This is a genomic window from Sphingobium ummariense RL-3 (assembly GCF_000447205.1).
GTDB lineage: Bacteria > Pseudomonadota > Alphaproteobacteria > Sphingomonadales > Sphingomonadaceae > Sphingobium > Sphingobium ummariense.
This window is the reverse complement of the sequence record NZ_AUWY01000057.1, coordinates 24,172-39,448: the sequence shown is the minus strand read 5'-3', so window position 1 is coordinate 39,448 and position 15,277 is coordinate 24,172. Positions and strand designations below refer to the sequence as shown.

Genomic DNA, 15,277 nt, shown 5'->3' with positions numbered 1-15,277 from the left:
GATGGGCGCTACATAGGACGCGGCCGGTCAAGTTACAACATATCATTTGCACCTGTCGAAGAATCGCCGCTCCCCCAGACCGGTCTCAATCATGCGGCAAGGCGCAGGCAGTTCCGTCCGCTGTGCTTCGCCCGGTAGAGCGCCTTGTCGGCCGCCTCCAGCGCGGCCGACGCGCTGTCGCCTTCGAGTTCGACGAGACCCGCGCTGAAGGTGACCGTGATCGCCTCCCCGTCGCCGATCGCCATCGGCTCGGCCGCGACGGCGCGGCGCAGCCTTTCACACAGGGTGCTGGCGCGGCGGATATCGCTGTCGCTCAGCAGCACGGCAAATTCCTCTCCGCCCAGCCGGCCTATGCTGTCGATCCCGCGCAGGCCGCAACGCAGCCGCTCCACGAACGCCGCCAGCACGCGATCGCCGGCGCCATGGCCATGGCGGTCGTTGATCGCCTTGAAATGATCGAGGTCGAGCAGCAGGAGGCAGCTGCGCCCGCCCTGCCGCGTCCGCCGCATTTCCGTCTCCAGCTTCTCCAGAAAGGCGCGGCGCGTGTCGGCGCCGGTCAGCTCATCGACGGCGGCGACCTGCTGAAGTGCCTGCTGCCGCGCCTTGTGACGCGTCATGTCGCGGATCGTGCTGACCACGCCGGTCGGAAGGCCGCGCTCGTCCAGGACGGCGCGAATCACCATTTCGCACCAGTCGCATCCGACCGCCGACAACGCCGGACGGAATTCCACCGTCTGGACCGTGCCCGGCCGTTCGAGCGCGCGCCTGTGCGCGGCGATCACGATGGGTCGATCCTGCGGATCGACCAGGGTCACGGCCGACCGCCCAACGAGAAGTTCGGGGGCCAGGCCGATCTGCTCCTCCGAAGCGGCGGAGGCGTAGCGGATCGTCCCGTCGACGCTGAGGTCGAACACCACGTCGCCGCTATGTTCGGCCATCAGTCTATATCGCGTCTCGCTTTCCTGCAGGAGACGAAACAGCCGCCGCCGGCCGTTGAGCTCCGCCGCGATAGGCATCGACATAAGGAAGCTGAAGGCGAGGTAGAGTTGGAAGAACTGTGTCCGCTCACCCGTCGAGCCGGCGATCAGGCTGAGCGGACCGACGCCCGCGATCGTCGCGGAGGCACCGATGATCCCCAGGATCACCACCGACATGGCGGCGCCGAGATGCCCGACGCGGAAGGCAATGACGACGATCGGCAGGAGGGGAACGAACAGCAGCGGATAGCGCGACTGGTAGAAGACCGCCCAAGCCAGCACGGCGAAGAGCAGCAGCAGGCCGACCGCCTCCAGTCGCAGCCTTGGCGAGGTCTCACTCATCCAGCGCCGGACCTCCCCCTGCAGAAACATCAGGAGGATCGGCGTGCAAGTGAGCCCACCCAGCACATGGCCGCTATACCACTGGACGAAGGCCAGCGTATAGGGTGTGGCCGCGACCTTCGCCGCCACCGCCGCCGCGGCTGCGGCCGTGACGATGTCGGCGACGCCGCCTAGGGCGAACACGAAGGCCGCCAGTGAGCGCATCGACCCCATCACCGTGCGACCGGGCACCAGCCGTCGGTACAGGATCGCGACGATGAGCGATTCCACCATATTGATCACCGCCATCGGAACAGCCGCCACAGGCCCCATGCCGAACAGCGTCGTCGCGAGTGCGCTTGCCACGGCGCAGGCAGCCAGGGTGGCGATCCAGCTGGAAGGGCGTGAAGTGAGGAGTTCCGCCAATAGGAAGGCGTTGGCGATCCAGATGAAGGCCAGGCCGCCGTCGAACCGCGACGTGAGCAGGGTCAGGCTGGCAGCAAAGAAATAGACCGCGCCGCTCAGGAATGGCGCCAGCGAAGATCGTGGATGGCGAAGGACAGGCCGCTGCATGGTGCAGGCCGTGCTAACGCTCTATCGTTAATATATGCTCACGCGGCGAGCACAAATTGAACGATAGTAAAGGACGTCTCGAGTCAGGCTTGCAGAACGATCCGTCTCTTCGCAATCCTATCGCCTACTGGCGGCACTTCATCCGATCGGCCTCAGGCCTTTTCCAAGGTGCACTGGAGCGGATGCTGGTTCTGCCGGGCGAAGTCCATCACCTGGTTCACCTTGGTCTCCGCGACCTCGTAGCTGAAGATGCCGCAAACGCCGACGCCGCGCTGATGGACATGCAGCATCACCCGGGTCGCTTCCTCCATGTCCATGCGGAAAAATTGCTGGAGAACATGCACGACGAATTCCATCGGCGTGTAATCGTCGTTCAGCATCAGCACCTTGTAGAGCGACGGCTTCTTGGTGCGCGTGCGAGTGCGCGTGGCGATACCGACGCTGGGGCCGCCCGGCCCCTCGCCTTGGTCGTCCTGGTCCCGCCCCGCCATCGTCACGGGAAAGGCTGATGCTGTGGAGACGCTGTTCATGATGCCCAAGAATATGGCGATTTGCCGCCGCATGGCAAGGGGGGCGCTGCCCGCCGTCGTTCTTGTCCATCGACGCGAAAGGGCGCCCGTCCCGTCGGACGAGCGCCCCCACGATGCCTTTGTGTAGCGCCGGCTCAAGCGGCCAGCGACTTGACCTTGTCGGTGACGACGGTGACGCGCGCGGTCAGCGGCTGGGCGACGTCGCCGGCCAGCTTGATCAGCGCTTCGCCGTTCTTCGCCGCTTCCTTGGTGAAGTCGTCGAAGGTGCTCGACAGGAACTGGCTCTGCAGCTGGAAGAACTCGGTCGGAGTCTTGACGCCCGAGAAGGTTTTCATCGAGGCGGTCGCCTTCTCGAAGCTCTTGCGGCTGTAATCGACCGCTTCCTGGCCGAAGGTCTCCAAGCCCTTGGCGGCGATCTTGCCCGACTCGACCAGCGCCTCGACGTTGCCCTTGGCGATGTCGCTCATTTCCTCAAGGGCCTTGGTCGACTTTTCGACGCCGGCCTTGGCCTTCTCGTTCATGTCGGCATAGACCGACTCGAGCTTGGCCTTGGTTTCTTCGGCGAATTTCTTTCCGGTCTCAATCACGTCGTTCATGGTCATGGTTCCTTCTAAGGCAGGCAGCGGCATGGCGTCCGCAGGCATGGTTTTTACAGAGTCAGGCTCCGGTGCAGGTGGCAGCTCCACCGGTTCGGGCGCGGCGTCGACCGCAGTCGATGCGGCGGCGACAGCGACCGGATCCACCGCCGGCTTCGGTTTCGGCTGCGCCGGCTTACGCGGCGCCGGGGCCGCCTGGGCGGGCGAAGTCTTGGCCGGGGGCGCAATCGCTGCTTCGGCCGCCTTCAACGCTTCGCTGGCGGACAAGGTGGTCGAAGAAGTCTTGGGCGTCGCCTTCGCGCGCGGTGCCTTTGGGGTATCGGCCATTGCCATCCTCCGTTTGCTGCAGCGCACAATAATGATTCTGATGGCGGATTGCAAGCGTTTTGTGCAGTGCAACAAAATTGAAACAGCCTGCTCGCCGCAGCGCTCGGCCGGATCACCGCAAAGACCGGAAATTCGCTCCCTAACGCTCCTTGACGTAGCGTCCGGGCGCGTCTTCCAGCGCCTTCAGCTTGCCGCGTCCAGGCCGGCGCGCGCCGCGCACGGCCACTGTCTTGTCGCCATGGCCGCGAATCCATCCCGCCCAGTCCGGCCACCAGCTGCCCTTGGTTTCCTGCGCGTTGGACAGGAAGGCGTCCAGGCTCGGCTGGGCCGTCTCGCAAGACCAATATTGATATTTTCCGGCAGCCGGCGGGTTGATGACGCCGGCGATATGCCCGGATCCTGCCAGCAGGAACCGGACGGGACCGGAAAGCTGCGTCGCAAGCTTCCACACGCTCGCCAGCGGAGCGATATGGTCCTCCTTCCCCGCCTGGACATAAGCGGGGGTCTTCACCTGGCCGAGGTCGATCGGCGTCCCGTCCACGCTGATGGCGCCGGGCACGACAAGCAGGTTATCGCGGTAGAGCTGGGTCAGATAGTCCCGGTGCCAGCGCGCCGGCAGATTGGTCGTATCGCCGTTCCAGTAGAGCAAGTCGAAGGGCGGATAGTCCTGTCCCAACAGATAGTTGTTGACGACATAGTTCCAGATGAGGTCGCGGCCCCGCAGCAGGTTGAAGGTCGCCGCCATGTAGCGCCCGTCGAGAAAGCCGGAACCGGAAAGACGGTCGACCAGCTTCAACTGCTCGTCATCGACGAACAGACTGAGATCGCCGGCCTCGCTGAAATCGACCTGCGCCGTGAAGAAGGTCGCCGTCGCCACCTTCCCCGCCTCGCCCCGTGCCGCGAGCAGGGCGAGCGTCGCGGCGAGCGTGGTGCCCGCGACACAATAGCCGATAGTGTGGACGCTCTCGACGCCCAACAGGTCGCGCATCGTATCGATCGCGTCGACCTGCCCCTGGAGGATATAATCGTCCCAGACGACATCCTTCATCGACGCATCGGCCGATTTCCACGATACCAGGAACACGCTGATCCCTTGGTCCACCGCCCATTTGACGAAGCTCTTTTCGGGCGAGAGGTCGAGGATGTAGAAGCGGTTGATCCAGGGCGGGAAGATCAGCAGCGGCGTTTCCAGCACCCGTTCCGTGGTCGGAGCATAATGGATCAGCTGGTAGAGCGGGGTTTCCTTGATGACCTTGCCCGGTGTCGCGGCGATGTTACGCCCCAGCTCGAAGGCGGTGCCGTCGGTGTGGGTCAGTTGGCCCTTCTCCAGGTCGGCAAGCATGTGCTTGAGGCCTTGTACGAGATTCTCGCCGCCGGTCTGGATCGTCCTTTCGACGACGGTGGGATTGGTCAGCGGGAAGTTGCTGGGGGCAATGGCGTCGAGCAGACCGCTGGTGGCGAAGCGCAGCCGCGCCTTCTGCTGCGGGTCGACGCCGTCCACCGCGTCCGCCATCCGGGTCATATAGTCGGAAAGCAGCAGATAGCTCTGACGGATGAAGTCGTAGAAGGGATTTTCGGTCCAGGCGGGGTCCGCGAAACGCTTGTCCTTGCGCGCCGCCGGACTGCCGGCGGGTACGGGATCGGGCTGGTCGCGCAGCAACCCGCCGGAATCGAGAAAGCGCTGCCACAGTGCCAGCCCCTCGTCGGCGAAGCTGGTCTGGATGCGGGAAACGGCCGCCGAGTCAAAGGGCAGGGTCTGGCCGGTGGCGCCCGCCGCCTGCTCCAGCAGCAGTTGCTGGGCGCGGCCCAGGACCTGAGTCCACTGCTGCATCTGCTCCAGCGTGGGCAGCTGGGGCTCCAGCACATTCGCGCCGTCCGTCTCCACCTTCATGGCCACCTTCCTCTACCCGGCCCGGCCCAAATGGCCGCTTTCGCTGGCGCGCCGCCGACAGCAGGTATATAGCGCCCAAGCGCCGCGTTGAAAGCCGCGCCTTCATCATCCTCCACGGAGACCTTTCAGGAAAGCCCGACGAATGTCCGAAGAATTCTACCGCATGAAGCGCCTGCCCCCCTATGTCATCGCCGAAGTCAATGCGATGCGGGCCGCAGCGCGAGCCGCGGGCGAGGACATCATCGACCTGGGGATGGGCAATCCCGACCTGCCGCCGCCCGATCATGTCATCCAGAAGCTGATCGAGGTCGCGCAGAAGCCGAGCGCGCACGGCTATTCCCAGTCCAAGGGCATTCCAGGGCTGCGGAAGGCGCAGGCCAATTATTATGGCCGCCGCTTCGGGGTGGAGGTCGACCCAGAGACCGAGGTGGTCGTCACCATGGGCTCGAAGGAAGGGCTCGCCAGCCTCGCCACCGCGATCACCGCGCCGGGCGACGTCGTGCTGGCGCCCAATCCCAGCTATCCCATCCACACCTTCGGCTTCATCATCGCGGGCGCGACCATCCGGTCGGTGCCGACGACGCCGGACGAGGAGTATTTCCGCGCGCTCGACCGCGCGATGGCCTTCACCGTGCCGCGGCCGTCGATCCTGGTGGTCAACTATCCGTCCAACCCGACGGCGGAGACCGTCGACCTCGCCTTTTACGAGCGGCTGGTCGCCTGGGCCAAGGAGAACCAGGTCTGGGTGCTGTCCGACCTCGCCTATTCCGAGCTCTATTATGACGGCAACCCGACGCCCTCCATCCTCCAGGTGCCGGGCGCCAAGGACATCGCGATCGAATTTACCTCGCTCAGCAAGACATATTCGATGGCTGGCTGGCGCATGGGCTTCGCAGTGGGCAACCGCAAGCTGATCGCGGCGATGACGCGGGTGAAGTCCTATCTGGACTATGGCGCCTTCACCCCGATCCAGGCGGCGGCCTGCGCCGCGCTCAACGGGCCGCAGGACATCGTCCAGAAGAACCGCGAACTCTATCACAAGCGCCGCGACGTATTGGTGGAGAGCTTCGGTCGCGCCGGCTGGGACATCCCCCCTGCCCGCGCGTCGATGTTCTGCTGGGCGCCGCTGCCGCCGGCGCTGAAGGAGATGGGAAGCCTGGAATTCTCCAAGCAGCTCCTCACTCATGCCAAGGTCGCCGTTGCTCCGGGCGTCGGCTATGGCGAGGACGGCGAAGGCTATGTCCGCATCGCCATGGTGGAGAATGAGCAGCGCCTGCGCCAGGCCGCCCGCAACATCAAGCAGTATCTCAAGTCCATGGGCGTCAACACGCCGTCGAGCAAGGGCGCAGCCTGAGCTATCGGCCGAACAAGGCAGGCGGACGCCGCGGATGTATCGCGGCGCTGCCTGTCATGATGGCTCAGCTTCTCCTCTTGATCGCTTACGCCATCGGCGATTGTCCGCCGGATCCGAATTGCGAAGCAAGAGAGCCATGGATGCCGTGGCTGGCGCTGACGATGCCGATCACCGGCATCGCCACTTTCTTCCTGATCCGTGGGTTGATAGACAAATGGCGATGACCATGATCTCCCTTCCCCAGGTCAGTCAGGTGGCGGCGACCATCCAGCTGGCGGTCGCGCCTGTGTTCATGCTGGCGGGCCTGGGCGCGTTCCTCAATGTCTGCGCCGGGCGGCTGGCCCGGGTGATCGATCGCGCGCGCAAGGTGGAGCAGAGCGTGCTGGTGACACGCGGGCGCGAGCATGATCGGCTGGTCCAGGAGATCCGCGTGCTCGACAAGCGGATGAGCGTCGTCAACGGCGCGATCTTCCTGTCGGTGGCATCGGGCTGCGCCATCTGCCTGGTGGTCATGCTGCTGTTCGCCGCTGAATTGTTCAACGCGCATCTCGGCACGGCGATCGCACTGATCTTCATCTTCGCGATGCTCCTCCAGACCGCTGCCTTCGCGACGTTCATCCAGGAAATCCGACTGGCGGCGCGCACCATCCACATCCGCAACGAAGTGCTCTTTCACCAGGCGGAGGAGGAAGAGAATGATGGCGAGGCCAGCACCGGCGCATGACGAAGTTCACCGTCAACGATCGGCCGGTGCAGTATCGCATGGATCCCGATACGCCACTGCTCTGGGCGCTGCGTGACGCGTCCAACCTTACCGGCACCAAATATGGCTGCGGCACCGGCGACTGCGGCGCCTGCACCGTGGACATAGACGGGGAGGCGGTCCGTTCCTGCCAGATCAGCATCGGCAAGACCGAAGGGCGTTTCGTCACTACCATCGAGGCGCTCTCGCCCGACCGCGGCCATCCGCTGCAGCAGGCCTTTGCGGCGGAGAATGTCTCGCAGTGCGGCTATTGCATCCCCGGCATGATCATGGCCGCCTCCGTGCTGCTCCGGCGCACCAGCGATCCCAGCGACGAGGAAATCGACGCGGCGATCACCAATATCTGCCGCTGCGGCATCTATCCCCGACTGCGCGGCGCGATCCAGCGCGCAGGGCGGATCATGCGCGGCGAGGAGCAGGTCGCCGCCGTGCCGCCGCCGGGCATCACGCCCGAGGATGCGGCCCGCACGGTTCCCGCGCTGCGCCGGCCGTGACTCAGCCGAAGCGGTAGCCCGACACCGCCCAGCCGAGCACGGTGCTGTGGTGATCGCGGACCGCCGTATCGTCCCCGCCCGCGCCGAGCGCCACCATCAGCGGCAGCAGATGCTCCTCGCGAGGATGGGCGAAGGCGGCGTAGGGCAAGGCGCGCCAGTCGGCGACGCGGGCCGCGCGGCGGACGGGATCGGGATCGGTCACCGCCTCGGTCAGCGCCGCGTCCCAAAGCGCCGAGGGTTCGGTAGCCGCCGGTCCGCGCACGCGTAGATTGTGGAAGCTCATGCCCGATCCCACGATCAGCACGCCCTCGTCCCGCAGCGGCGCCAGCGCCCGCCCGGCGGCGATATGCGTGGCCGGGTCGAGGTCGCGCCGGAGCGAAAGCTGGGCGAGCGGGATGTCCGCTTGCGGCACTGCGACCTTCATCGGGATGAACACGCCGTGATCCCAGCCGCGCTCCGCCTCCCGCGCCGTTTCGAATCCCGCTCCCTTGAGCAGTTCGGAAGCCCTGAGCGCGAGTCCAGGCGCACCGGGAGCGTCCCAGCGCAGCCGGTAGGTGTGCGGCGGGAAACCATGATAATCGAACAGCAGCGCCGGCCGCTGGCCCTCATGCAGGGTGAAGTCCTTCTCCTCCCAATGGCCCGACACCAGCAGGATCGCGCGCGGGCGCGCGGGCAGGCTCGCGATCAGGCCTGTAAGATAATCCTGCATCGGCTGCCACATGGGGTCGCTATGCGGCCGGTCGGGATCGGCGGGATCCATGAAGAAACAGGGGCCGCCGCCATGCGGGATGAAAAGACTGGGCTGCTTCATGCGGGATAGATCGACGCGTGAGCGAGCGGAGGCAACCATCGCGGGTGAAACGGATCGTTTCGGACGGCAGCGATGCTTTCAAATCGCTGCATGATGAATTCAGCATCGCGACATGGCCGAGTCGCTAGAGAATGTCGCAGGATGGGCGATTGGGCCCTGCAAGGAAGCCGAAGCGATGGTGAGGAAGATGATGCTGGTGGGCCTGATGGCCGCCACGGTGCTTGGCGGCATGGCGCCCGCTTATGCCCAGCAGGGCGAAGGCGGCGGATGGCGCGGGCGCGGCAATGAACAGCGCGCGGGCGGCAACGCCCAGCCACGATCGGAAGGTGGCCGATGGCAGGCAGGTCCTCGCGCCGCGCCGCAGCAGAACACGATGCCACGTCCCGATCGCGACGGCGCCCGCTGGCAGCAGCCGCGCGCCGACCGGCCGGCTCCATCACAGCCGGATGGCCGGTGGGACCGTAGCCAGCGTCCCGACCGCAACGCCAATGGGCGGCAGGCGCCCGTACCGGTGATGAACCGCCCCAACCAGCCGGACGTGCGGCAGGACTGGCGCAACGATCGCCGCGACGATCGGCAGGACGCGCGCAACGATCGTCGGGATGGGCGTCAGGATTGGCGGCAAGATCGGCGTGACGACCGTCGCGATTGGCGGGATGATCGGCGAGACGATCGCCAGGACTGGCGCCAGGATCGACGCGATGACCGGCGCGACTGGCGGAGCGACGGGCGGAACGGCAACTGGAACGACGGCCGCCGCTTCGATGACCGGACGCGCTGGAGCAGCCAGCGGCGGTGGGACAATGGCTGGCGGAACGACCGGCGCTATGACTGGCGCAGCTATCGGACGCGCTATGGCGACCGCTACCGGATCGGCCGCTATTATGCGCCGCGCGGCTGGGCCTATGGCTATCGCCGCTATTCGACCGGTATCTTTCTGTCCGGGCTGCTCTATTCCAACAGCTACTGGCTGAACGATCCTTGGGCCTATCGCCTGCCGCCGGCCTACGGCACGCTGCGCTGGATCCGCTATTATGATGATGCGCTGCTCGTCGATATCCGGGACGGCTATGTGGTCGACGTGATCCACGACTTCTTCTGGTGAGAGCTTCCTGAATGGCCTTCAGGAGAACTGGGCCCGGGGCGGCAACGCTCCGGGCTCTTTTCCGTTGAGCGGCGTGTCCGCCGATGGCAGGAAGCGCGCATGACGGAGATCATCGACGACGGCGGCACGGCTTCGGCCGCCCGGGCACGGATCGGGGATGCGGTGCGGGCGCGGCTGGACCGCAATCCGCTGGTCAGCCGGATCGATTCGCCCCGGCTGGAAATATACGGTCGGCAGGCTTTTTTGACACCCGAGGAGTGCGCAGGGCTGCGTGCCCTGATCGATTCAGATGCCAGGCCCTCAACCCTCTTTTCGGGCAGCGCCAATGCGGAATATCGCACCAGCCATAGCTGCAACCTGTCGCCATGGGATCCGCTGGTGGAGGCGATCACCGGCCGCATCTGCGCCCTCACTGGCCTGCCGCCGGAGAATGGCGAGACGCTGCAGGGCCAGCGTTATACGGAGGGGCAGGAATATAAGGTCCATTGCGACTATTTCCCGGTCACCGCCAGCTACTGGCCCGCGATGCTGAAAAGCGGCGGGCAACGGACCTGGACTGCGATGATCTATCTGTCGCCAGTGGAATCGGGAGGCGAGACTCACTTCCCGCATTGCGAATTCATGATCCCGCCGGCCGAGGGGATGATCCTTATCTGGAACAATCTCGACCGCGAAGGCGCGCCCAACCTGAACAGCCTGCATGCCGCCCGCCCGGTCACAAGCGGCACCAAATATGTCGTCACCAAATGGTTCCGCGAGCGCCGCTGGGCCCCTTGAACGGCACGATACATTTCGCGACAGTTATGACTGATTCCTGACAACGCCGTTCCCGGCCGGTTCAGGCACACTGCGCGATAACTGCTTCCAGTCGGCGAGGAACCGGCTGCCGCCAGGACGGTTGCCTACCTCCCGCCGTTTAATGGGAGAAGACAGATGCGTAAGTTCATGATTCTGGGTCTGATCGCCGCGACCGCCCTGCCGGGCGTAGCGATGGCCCAATCCGCCGCCGAGCTGCGCCATGACCGGCGCGAGATCCGTGAGGAACAGCGCGACCTGCGCCAGGCACAGCGCTATGGCGATCGCCGCGATGTCCGCGACGCCCGCGGCGACCTGCGCGACGCCCGCCGTGAATATCGCGAGGACTGGCAGGATTATCGCCGCACCCACCGCGACGTCTATCGCGCCGGCAACTGGCGCGCGCCGTTCCGCTATTCGCAGTGGACCGTCGGCGCGCAGCTCCGGCCGGTCTATTACAGCTCACGCTATTATATCGCCGATCCCTATCGTTACCGCCTCCCGCGGCCGGGCGCGAGCCTTCGTTGGGTGCGGCACTATAATGACGTGCTGCTGGTGAACGTCCGCACCGGCCGCGTCGTCCAGGTGCATCGCGGCTTCTTTTGGTAAGATGCACGCCCCATTCTGAAGGGGCGGGATGATGAAAGAAAAGCCCTGGAGCATCGCTGCTCCAGGGCTTCCTTTGCGACCCGATGACCGGGGGAGACTACATGCGGATGCGCAGGCCCACCGAGACCAGGCGTCCGATCGGGTTGGACACGAAGCCGTTATAGCCCCATGCGCCGCCCAGGATGCCCGCGGTGTTGCCATTGTAGAACGGCGGATCCTTGTCGAAGATGTTCTGCGCATCGACATACACCTGCCAGCCGCGCGCGAAACCTTCGCCCTGGAACTCATACTGCAGGTGCAGGTCGAAGATGTTGTTCGACTTGACCTTGTCGCCGCCGCCGACCGGATTGCCGACCGAATCGACGGTGATCGGTATGACGGATGTGCTGATCCAGTTCCGGTAGGAGCCGGTGTGGTTCCAGAACAGGTCGGCGGAAATCCCGTCCTTGGCCCAGCCCAGCTGCGCGCGGTTCTTGAACTGAACCGACGGGAAGGTGGTGTTGTAGCCCGAGGTGTTGAGGATGCTGAACTCGGTGCCGCCGCCGAAATTCTGACGGAACTTCGTGAAGTAGGTGAAGCCCGTGCCGACGGTGAAGGTACCGAGCTCGCCAATCTCCGAACGGTAGCTGAACTGGCCGTCGATACCTTCGACCGTCAGGTTCAGCGCGTTGCGGGTGCTCTGGTCGATCAGGAAGTAAACCTGCGGCGGGATGGCACCCGACACCGTCGCACCGTTTGCCAGGTTGGCGAACTCGTCAATCTGCGCCTGGCTGCAGGTCTGCGGGCAGATCGTCAGCAGGTTGCGCAGACCGGCGGAGTTCACGATGGCGCTCGGGCTCGGCGAGGAAACGCCGCCGATGAACTTGTTGTGGAAGTAAGTGAACGCCGCCGTGAACCCGGGCAGGAAGCGCGGCGCGAGGTCGATACCGGCGGACCAGCTGCGGCCCTTCTGCGGTCCCATGTTGGAGAAGCCGCCGCCCAGCTGGCGCCGCATGCCCTGGACCGCCGGCGTGCCGATGGTGCAGGTGGTGGCGTTGCACTGGATGCCCGGGATGTTGACCACGTCCGGATAGTTGGCGATCGGAACCGCGATCTGCGCACCGTTCACCCCGACGCTGCCGGAAGCGTAGAGATAACCCTGGGTCGGGTCGCCGATGACGGCCTGCGGGGGCGCCACGAACGCGCGGGAATAGTTACCGCGCAGCTTGACGCCCGCGACCGGCTCCCAGTTCGCGGCGAACTTCGGATTGGTGGTCGAACCCACGTCGCTATAGTCGTCGTAGCGCGCCGAAACGCTGAGATCGAGGCTATGCGCGAACGGCACTTCCATATCCGGCGAAATGACCGGGATGTAGAGTTCGCCGTAGAGCGACTTCACGTCGCGCTTGTAGTTGTAGACGCGGAAGTTGGAGCCGGTGGTCGTCGGGCCGGTGTTGTTCGAACCCGTGATCTTCTGGGTCTGCTCATACCATAGATATTCGCCGCCGACGGCAATCTTGAGCGCACCGGCCGGCAGGTTGAACAGCGAACCGTTCAGGTCCAGCTTCATCTGGTTGAACGTGTTGTAGTTCGTGTTCTCGCTGTTGTTCCGGTAAAGCGAGCGGATGACCGCTTCAGAGGTCCGGTTGGTACCGTCGAACGGACGCCACACGTCCAGCGCGTTGGCGGTGGTCAGCGGCAGGTTGAGCGCGATCACGTTCTGGCCCGGGATGTTGGTGGTCGTGGTGCTGCCGCTCAGCTGGCCGGTGCCGTTCAGCGCGAGCAGGGCGCAGGCGGAGCAGAAGCCGTTGATCGTGTTCAGCGCCGACCGGTTCCAGCCAAACGCGTCGGTGAAGCTCAGCGTCCAGTTGTCGTTGACCCGATATTCGGCGACCGCCGTCGAGTAGATGACGTCCGACTGCGATTCCGATTCGCCATAGTCCGCATCGGGCAGCAGCGCGAGCCAGCTGACCGTCTGCTGCGTCGCGCCGGGGGCGCCCGCCGGGGCAACGTAGAACGGGTTGATCTGGCCGCCGCGGTTCGAGCCGGGGCCGAACACCGTGGCGTTGGTCAGACCGCCAGGCGCCAGGGCGTTATGCGTCTCCTGCCGGTTGTAGTTCAGCATCGCAGTGACGGTGAACTTGTCGGAGAAGTCGTTGGTCACCTTGATCATTGCGTTCGCGCGGAACTGCGAAGGCAGCAGGTTGGCGTAGATCGAGTTGTTGCAGGGCGCGTTCGCCGGGGTGTTCGCCACCGTCGTGGTCGCGCTGGGCGACAGGAAGACGCCGGAAACGCCGGGCGCGACGATCGTCGCCGGGCTGCATTGATAGCTGTTGGTGTTGGTACCGCCATAGGGGCGATAGTCACCACGGCTGGAGAAGTCGCGGTCCTTGTTCTTCAGGTCCGACTGGTCGGTATAGGTACCCGCGACATAGACGCCGCCCGTGTCCCACTTCTTGCCCCAGATGAAGTTGAAGCTGGTGTTGTGGTAGTTGTCGGCGAAACCGGCCTGGGCGTTCGCCTCGAAGCCGTCGAAGGTGCGGCGGGTGATGAAGTTGACCACGCCCGCGACCGCGTCCGAACCGTAAACCGACGAGGCACCGTCCGCCAGCACTTCGACCCGCTGGATCGCGCTGACGGGGATGATGTTCGGGTCGGTCTGGTTGAACTGCGTGCCGCCGCCGGGCAGGCGCAGGCCGTCCACGATTACCAGCGTGGTGTTGGACGAAGAGCCCGCGAGGCTGTGGATCTGCGGCGAGTAGTAGGAATAGGCGTTCTCGCCCTGGGCCACCGAGCCGGCGGTCGAAATGGACGGCACAGTGTTGACCAGCTGCGAAACGTTGACCGGCGCGGTCTTCTCGATGGTTTCCTGGCCGACCGAGATCAGGTTGGAACCGACCGGCGCCACGCCGCGGATCGCCGACCCCGTGACCACGATGTCCTGATCGGACGTGATCGACTGGCTCTGCGGGGGCGCGGTGATTGCATTGTCCTGCGCGCTGGCGGCGCTGCTCGCCAGCAACGCAGCGGCGATGGCCACGATCGAGGTCGTGACCTTACCTTGGGTAGTCTCTCCTAGCATTGCAGTCTCCTCTAAACCTCGTTTTTTGGTATGATTTTTATTGTTTTTGGCTTTTACCCCGGACGGATTCCCTTCCGCCGGGGTGATGGCTTCCACCGCTCAGCGCGGCCGGAATTCAGTGCGGCTGGAAGTTGTGCAGTCCGCGCGGATAGGGGTTGATCGCGACCCGGGTATCCATCTGGCCCACCGGGCCGCCGAAGCTGGCGCGATGCCAGCGCCCCTGCGCGGCGATCACGATGTCCCCGGGCGAGGCGGTGAAGAACGGCACCCCCTCGATCTGGTAGGAAATATTGCCCTCCATGATGAACCAGAATTCGTCATAGCCGAAATGGAAGTGGCCCAGATCGGTGGCGGGCGGCGTCGGCGTGCCGCGACCGCGGATGTTGTTCACGAAGATATGATCGCCGGCGATGAAAGCGCCCGCGCGTTCGCTGCCGTTCACGACATCCTTGTAATAATCGAGATAGGGGCGATCCTTCGGGCCATACTGGCCGTCGCCACCGCTGAGCGCCGCCTGCACATAGGTGAAGCCCGGCACGTCCTTCGGCTTTGTCGGAGTAGTCGCCACGGGATAGATCGGGATATCGCCCGCGCCGTGCACTTCCAACCACAGCGCCGGCTCGTCACCGACGGTCTCGAGCGTGAAGGGCAGGCGATAGGGAATGTTGATCTCGCCGCCCTTCACCGCGACGAAGGGTTCCTGCCCCTTGATGCTGACGCGCAGCTGTCCGCCCCAGACGATCAGCGCCGTCGCATTGTCGGGGTACATCAGGGGCGTGGTACGGCCGCCAGGCGCCATCTGGTGCCAGTCGGCCTCCAGGTCGCGATTGCGCACGACGGGATGAATCCAGTTCTTTTGCCCCTTGTGCGCGGCAAGCACGTCGGACAGCTTCCACCATGCCCGATTCGGCGCCTCATAGGGGCGAACCGGTGTCCGCTTGGGCGACCAGCCGATCTCCATCGGCGGTCGGCTGGGACGAGGAGGCGAGGATGGCGGGGTCTGCGAAACCGCCGCGGATGCGAGCAAGGCGGATGCGCACAGATAGAAAGCGACTCTTACGGAAGCCATG

General features: G+C 65.0%; 14 protein-coding genes. 7 read left to right on the top strand and 7 right to left on the bottom strand.

What is annotated here, in order from left to right; translation table 11 throughout:
* Window positions 1–89 precede the first annotated feature (89 nt).
* The 4 genes from M529_RS32075 to M529_RS32060 all read right to left on the bottom strand — a co-directional run bounded on the left by M529_RS32075 (window position 90) and on the right by M529_RS32060 (window position 5,215).
* Window positions 90–1,871 carry a sensor domain-containing diguanylate cyclase gene (locus tag M529_RS32075; protein WP_021317353.1) on the bottom strand — a complete coding sequence of 594 codons (1,782 nt, stop codon included), beginning with the start codon at window positions 1,869–1,871 and terminating at the stop codon, window positions 90–92.
* A gap of 152 nt (window positions 1,872–2,023) precedes the next feature.
* On the bottom strand, window positions 2,024–2,401 hold the full coding sequence (clpS, locus tag M529_RS32070) for an ATP-dependent Clp protease adapter ClpS (protein ID WP_236617661.1): 378 nt from the start codon (window positions 2,399–2,401) through the stop codon (window positions 2,024–2,026).
* 134 nt (window positions 2,402–2,535) lie between these two features.
* Window positions 2,536–3,324, bottom strand: coding sequence for a phasin family protein (locus tag M529_RS32065; protein WP_021317351.1), 789 nt, complete (start codon window positions 3,322–3,324; stop codon window positions 2,536–2,538).
* A 139-nt stretch (window positions 3,325–3,463) separates the two neighbouring features.
* Window positions 3,464–5,215 (bottom strand): PHA/PHB synthase family protein, encoded by a 1,752-nt coding sequence (locus M529_RS32060; protein ID WP_021317350.1) that lies wholly within the window; start codon window positions 5,213–5,215, stop codon window positions 3,464–3,466.
* Window positions 5,216–5,357: 142 nt separating this feature from the next.
* Here M529_RS32060 and M529_RS32055 point away from each other — a divergent pair, with 142 nt between their 5' ends.
* From M529_RS32055 to M529_RS32045, 4 genes are read left to right on the top strand one after another with little or no spacing between them, the layout of a single operon-like run.
* Window positions 5,358–6,569: an LL-diaminopimelate aminotransferase gene (locus M529_RS32055; RefSeq protein ID WP_021317349.1), complete on the top strand. Its 1,212-nt coding sequence runs from the start codon at window positions 5,358–5,360 to the stop codon at window positions 6,567–6,569.
* A gap of 56 nt (window positions 6,570–6,625) precedes the next feature.
* Window positions 6,626–6,793 (top strand): hypothetical protein, encoded by a 168-nt coding sequence (locus tag M529_RS49675; RefSeq protein WP_161626329.1) that lies wholly within the window; start codon window positions 6,626–6,628, stop codon window positions 6,791–6,793.
* Window positions 6,794–6,795: 2 nt separating this feature from the next.
* Window positions 6,796–7,293 (top strand): DUF2721 domain-containing protein, encoded by a 498-nt coding sequence (locus tag M529_RS32050; RefSeq protein WP_031294744.1) that lies wholly within the window; start codon window positions 6,796–6,798, stop codon window positions 7,291–7,293.
* Window positions 7,290–7,826: a (2Fe-2S)-binding protein gene (locus M529_RS32045; RefSeq protein WP_021317346.1), complete on the top strand. Its 537-nt coding sequence runs from the start codon at window positions 7,290–7,292 to the stop codon at window positions 7,824–7,826. The genes M529_RS32050 and M529_RS32045 overlap by 4 nt, the downstream gene beginning before the upstream one ends.
* Window position 7,827: 1 nt before the next feature.
* Here the strand turns inward: M529_RS32045 and M529_RS32040 are convergent, their stop codons facing one another.
* A complete protein-coding gene (locus tag M529_RS32040) occupies window positions 7,828–8,637 on the bottom strand; it encodes a DODA-type extradiol aromatic ring-opening family dioxygenase (RefSeq protein ID WP_021317345.1) in 810 nt (269 codons plus the stop codon).
* A 205-nt stretch (window positions 8,638–8,842) separates the two neighbouring features.
* Here M529_RS32040 and M529_RS32035 point away from each other — a divergent pair, with 205 nt between their 5' ends.
* From M529_RS32035 to M529_RS32025, 3 genes are all read left to right on the top strand, one after another.
* The gene (locus M529_RS32035) at window positions 8,843–9,742 is read left to right on the top strand and encodes an RcnB family protein (RefSeq protein WP_408021269.1); all 900 of its coding nucleotides are present in this window, start codon (window positions 8,843–8,845) and stop codon (window positions 9,740–9,742) included.
* A gap of 99 nt (window positions 9,743–9,841) precedes the next feature.
* Window positions 9,842–10,519, top strand: a complete 678-nt coding sequence (locus tag M529_RS32030; RefSeq protein WP_021317343.1) for a prolyl hydroxylase family protein — start codon at window positions 9,842–9,844, stop codon at window positions 10,517–10,519.
* Between the two features lie 156 nt (window positions 10,520–10,675).
* Complete coding sequence (locus tag M529_RS32025; protein ID WP_021317342.1) at window positions 10,676–11,146, top strand: RcnB family protein; 471 nt, start codon at window positions 10,676–10,678, stop codon at window positions 11,144–11,146.
* 97 nt (window positions 11,147–11,243) lie between these two features.
* On the opposite strand, the gene M529_RS32020 is transcribed toward M529_RS32025, so the two are convergent.
* Window positions 11,244–14,207, bottom strand: a complete 2,964-nt coding sequence (locus tag M529_RS32020; protein WP_021317341.1) for a TonB-dependent receptor domain-containing protein — start codon at window positions 14,205–14,207, stop codon at window positions 11,244–11,246.
* A 115-nt stretch (window positions 14,208–14,322) separates the two neighbouring features.
* On the bottom strand, window positions 14,323–15,276 hold the full coding sequence (locus M529_RS32015; protein WP_031294740.1) for a cupin domain-containing protein: 954 nt from the start codon (window positions 15,274–15,276) through the stop codon (window positions 14,323–14,325).
* Between the last annotated feature and the right edge of the window lies 1 nt (window position 15,277).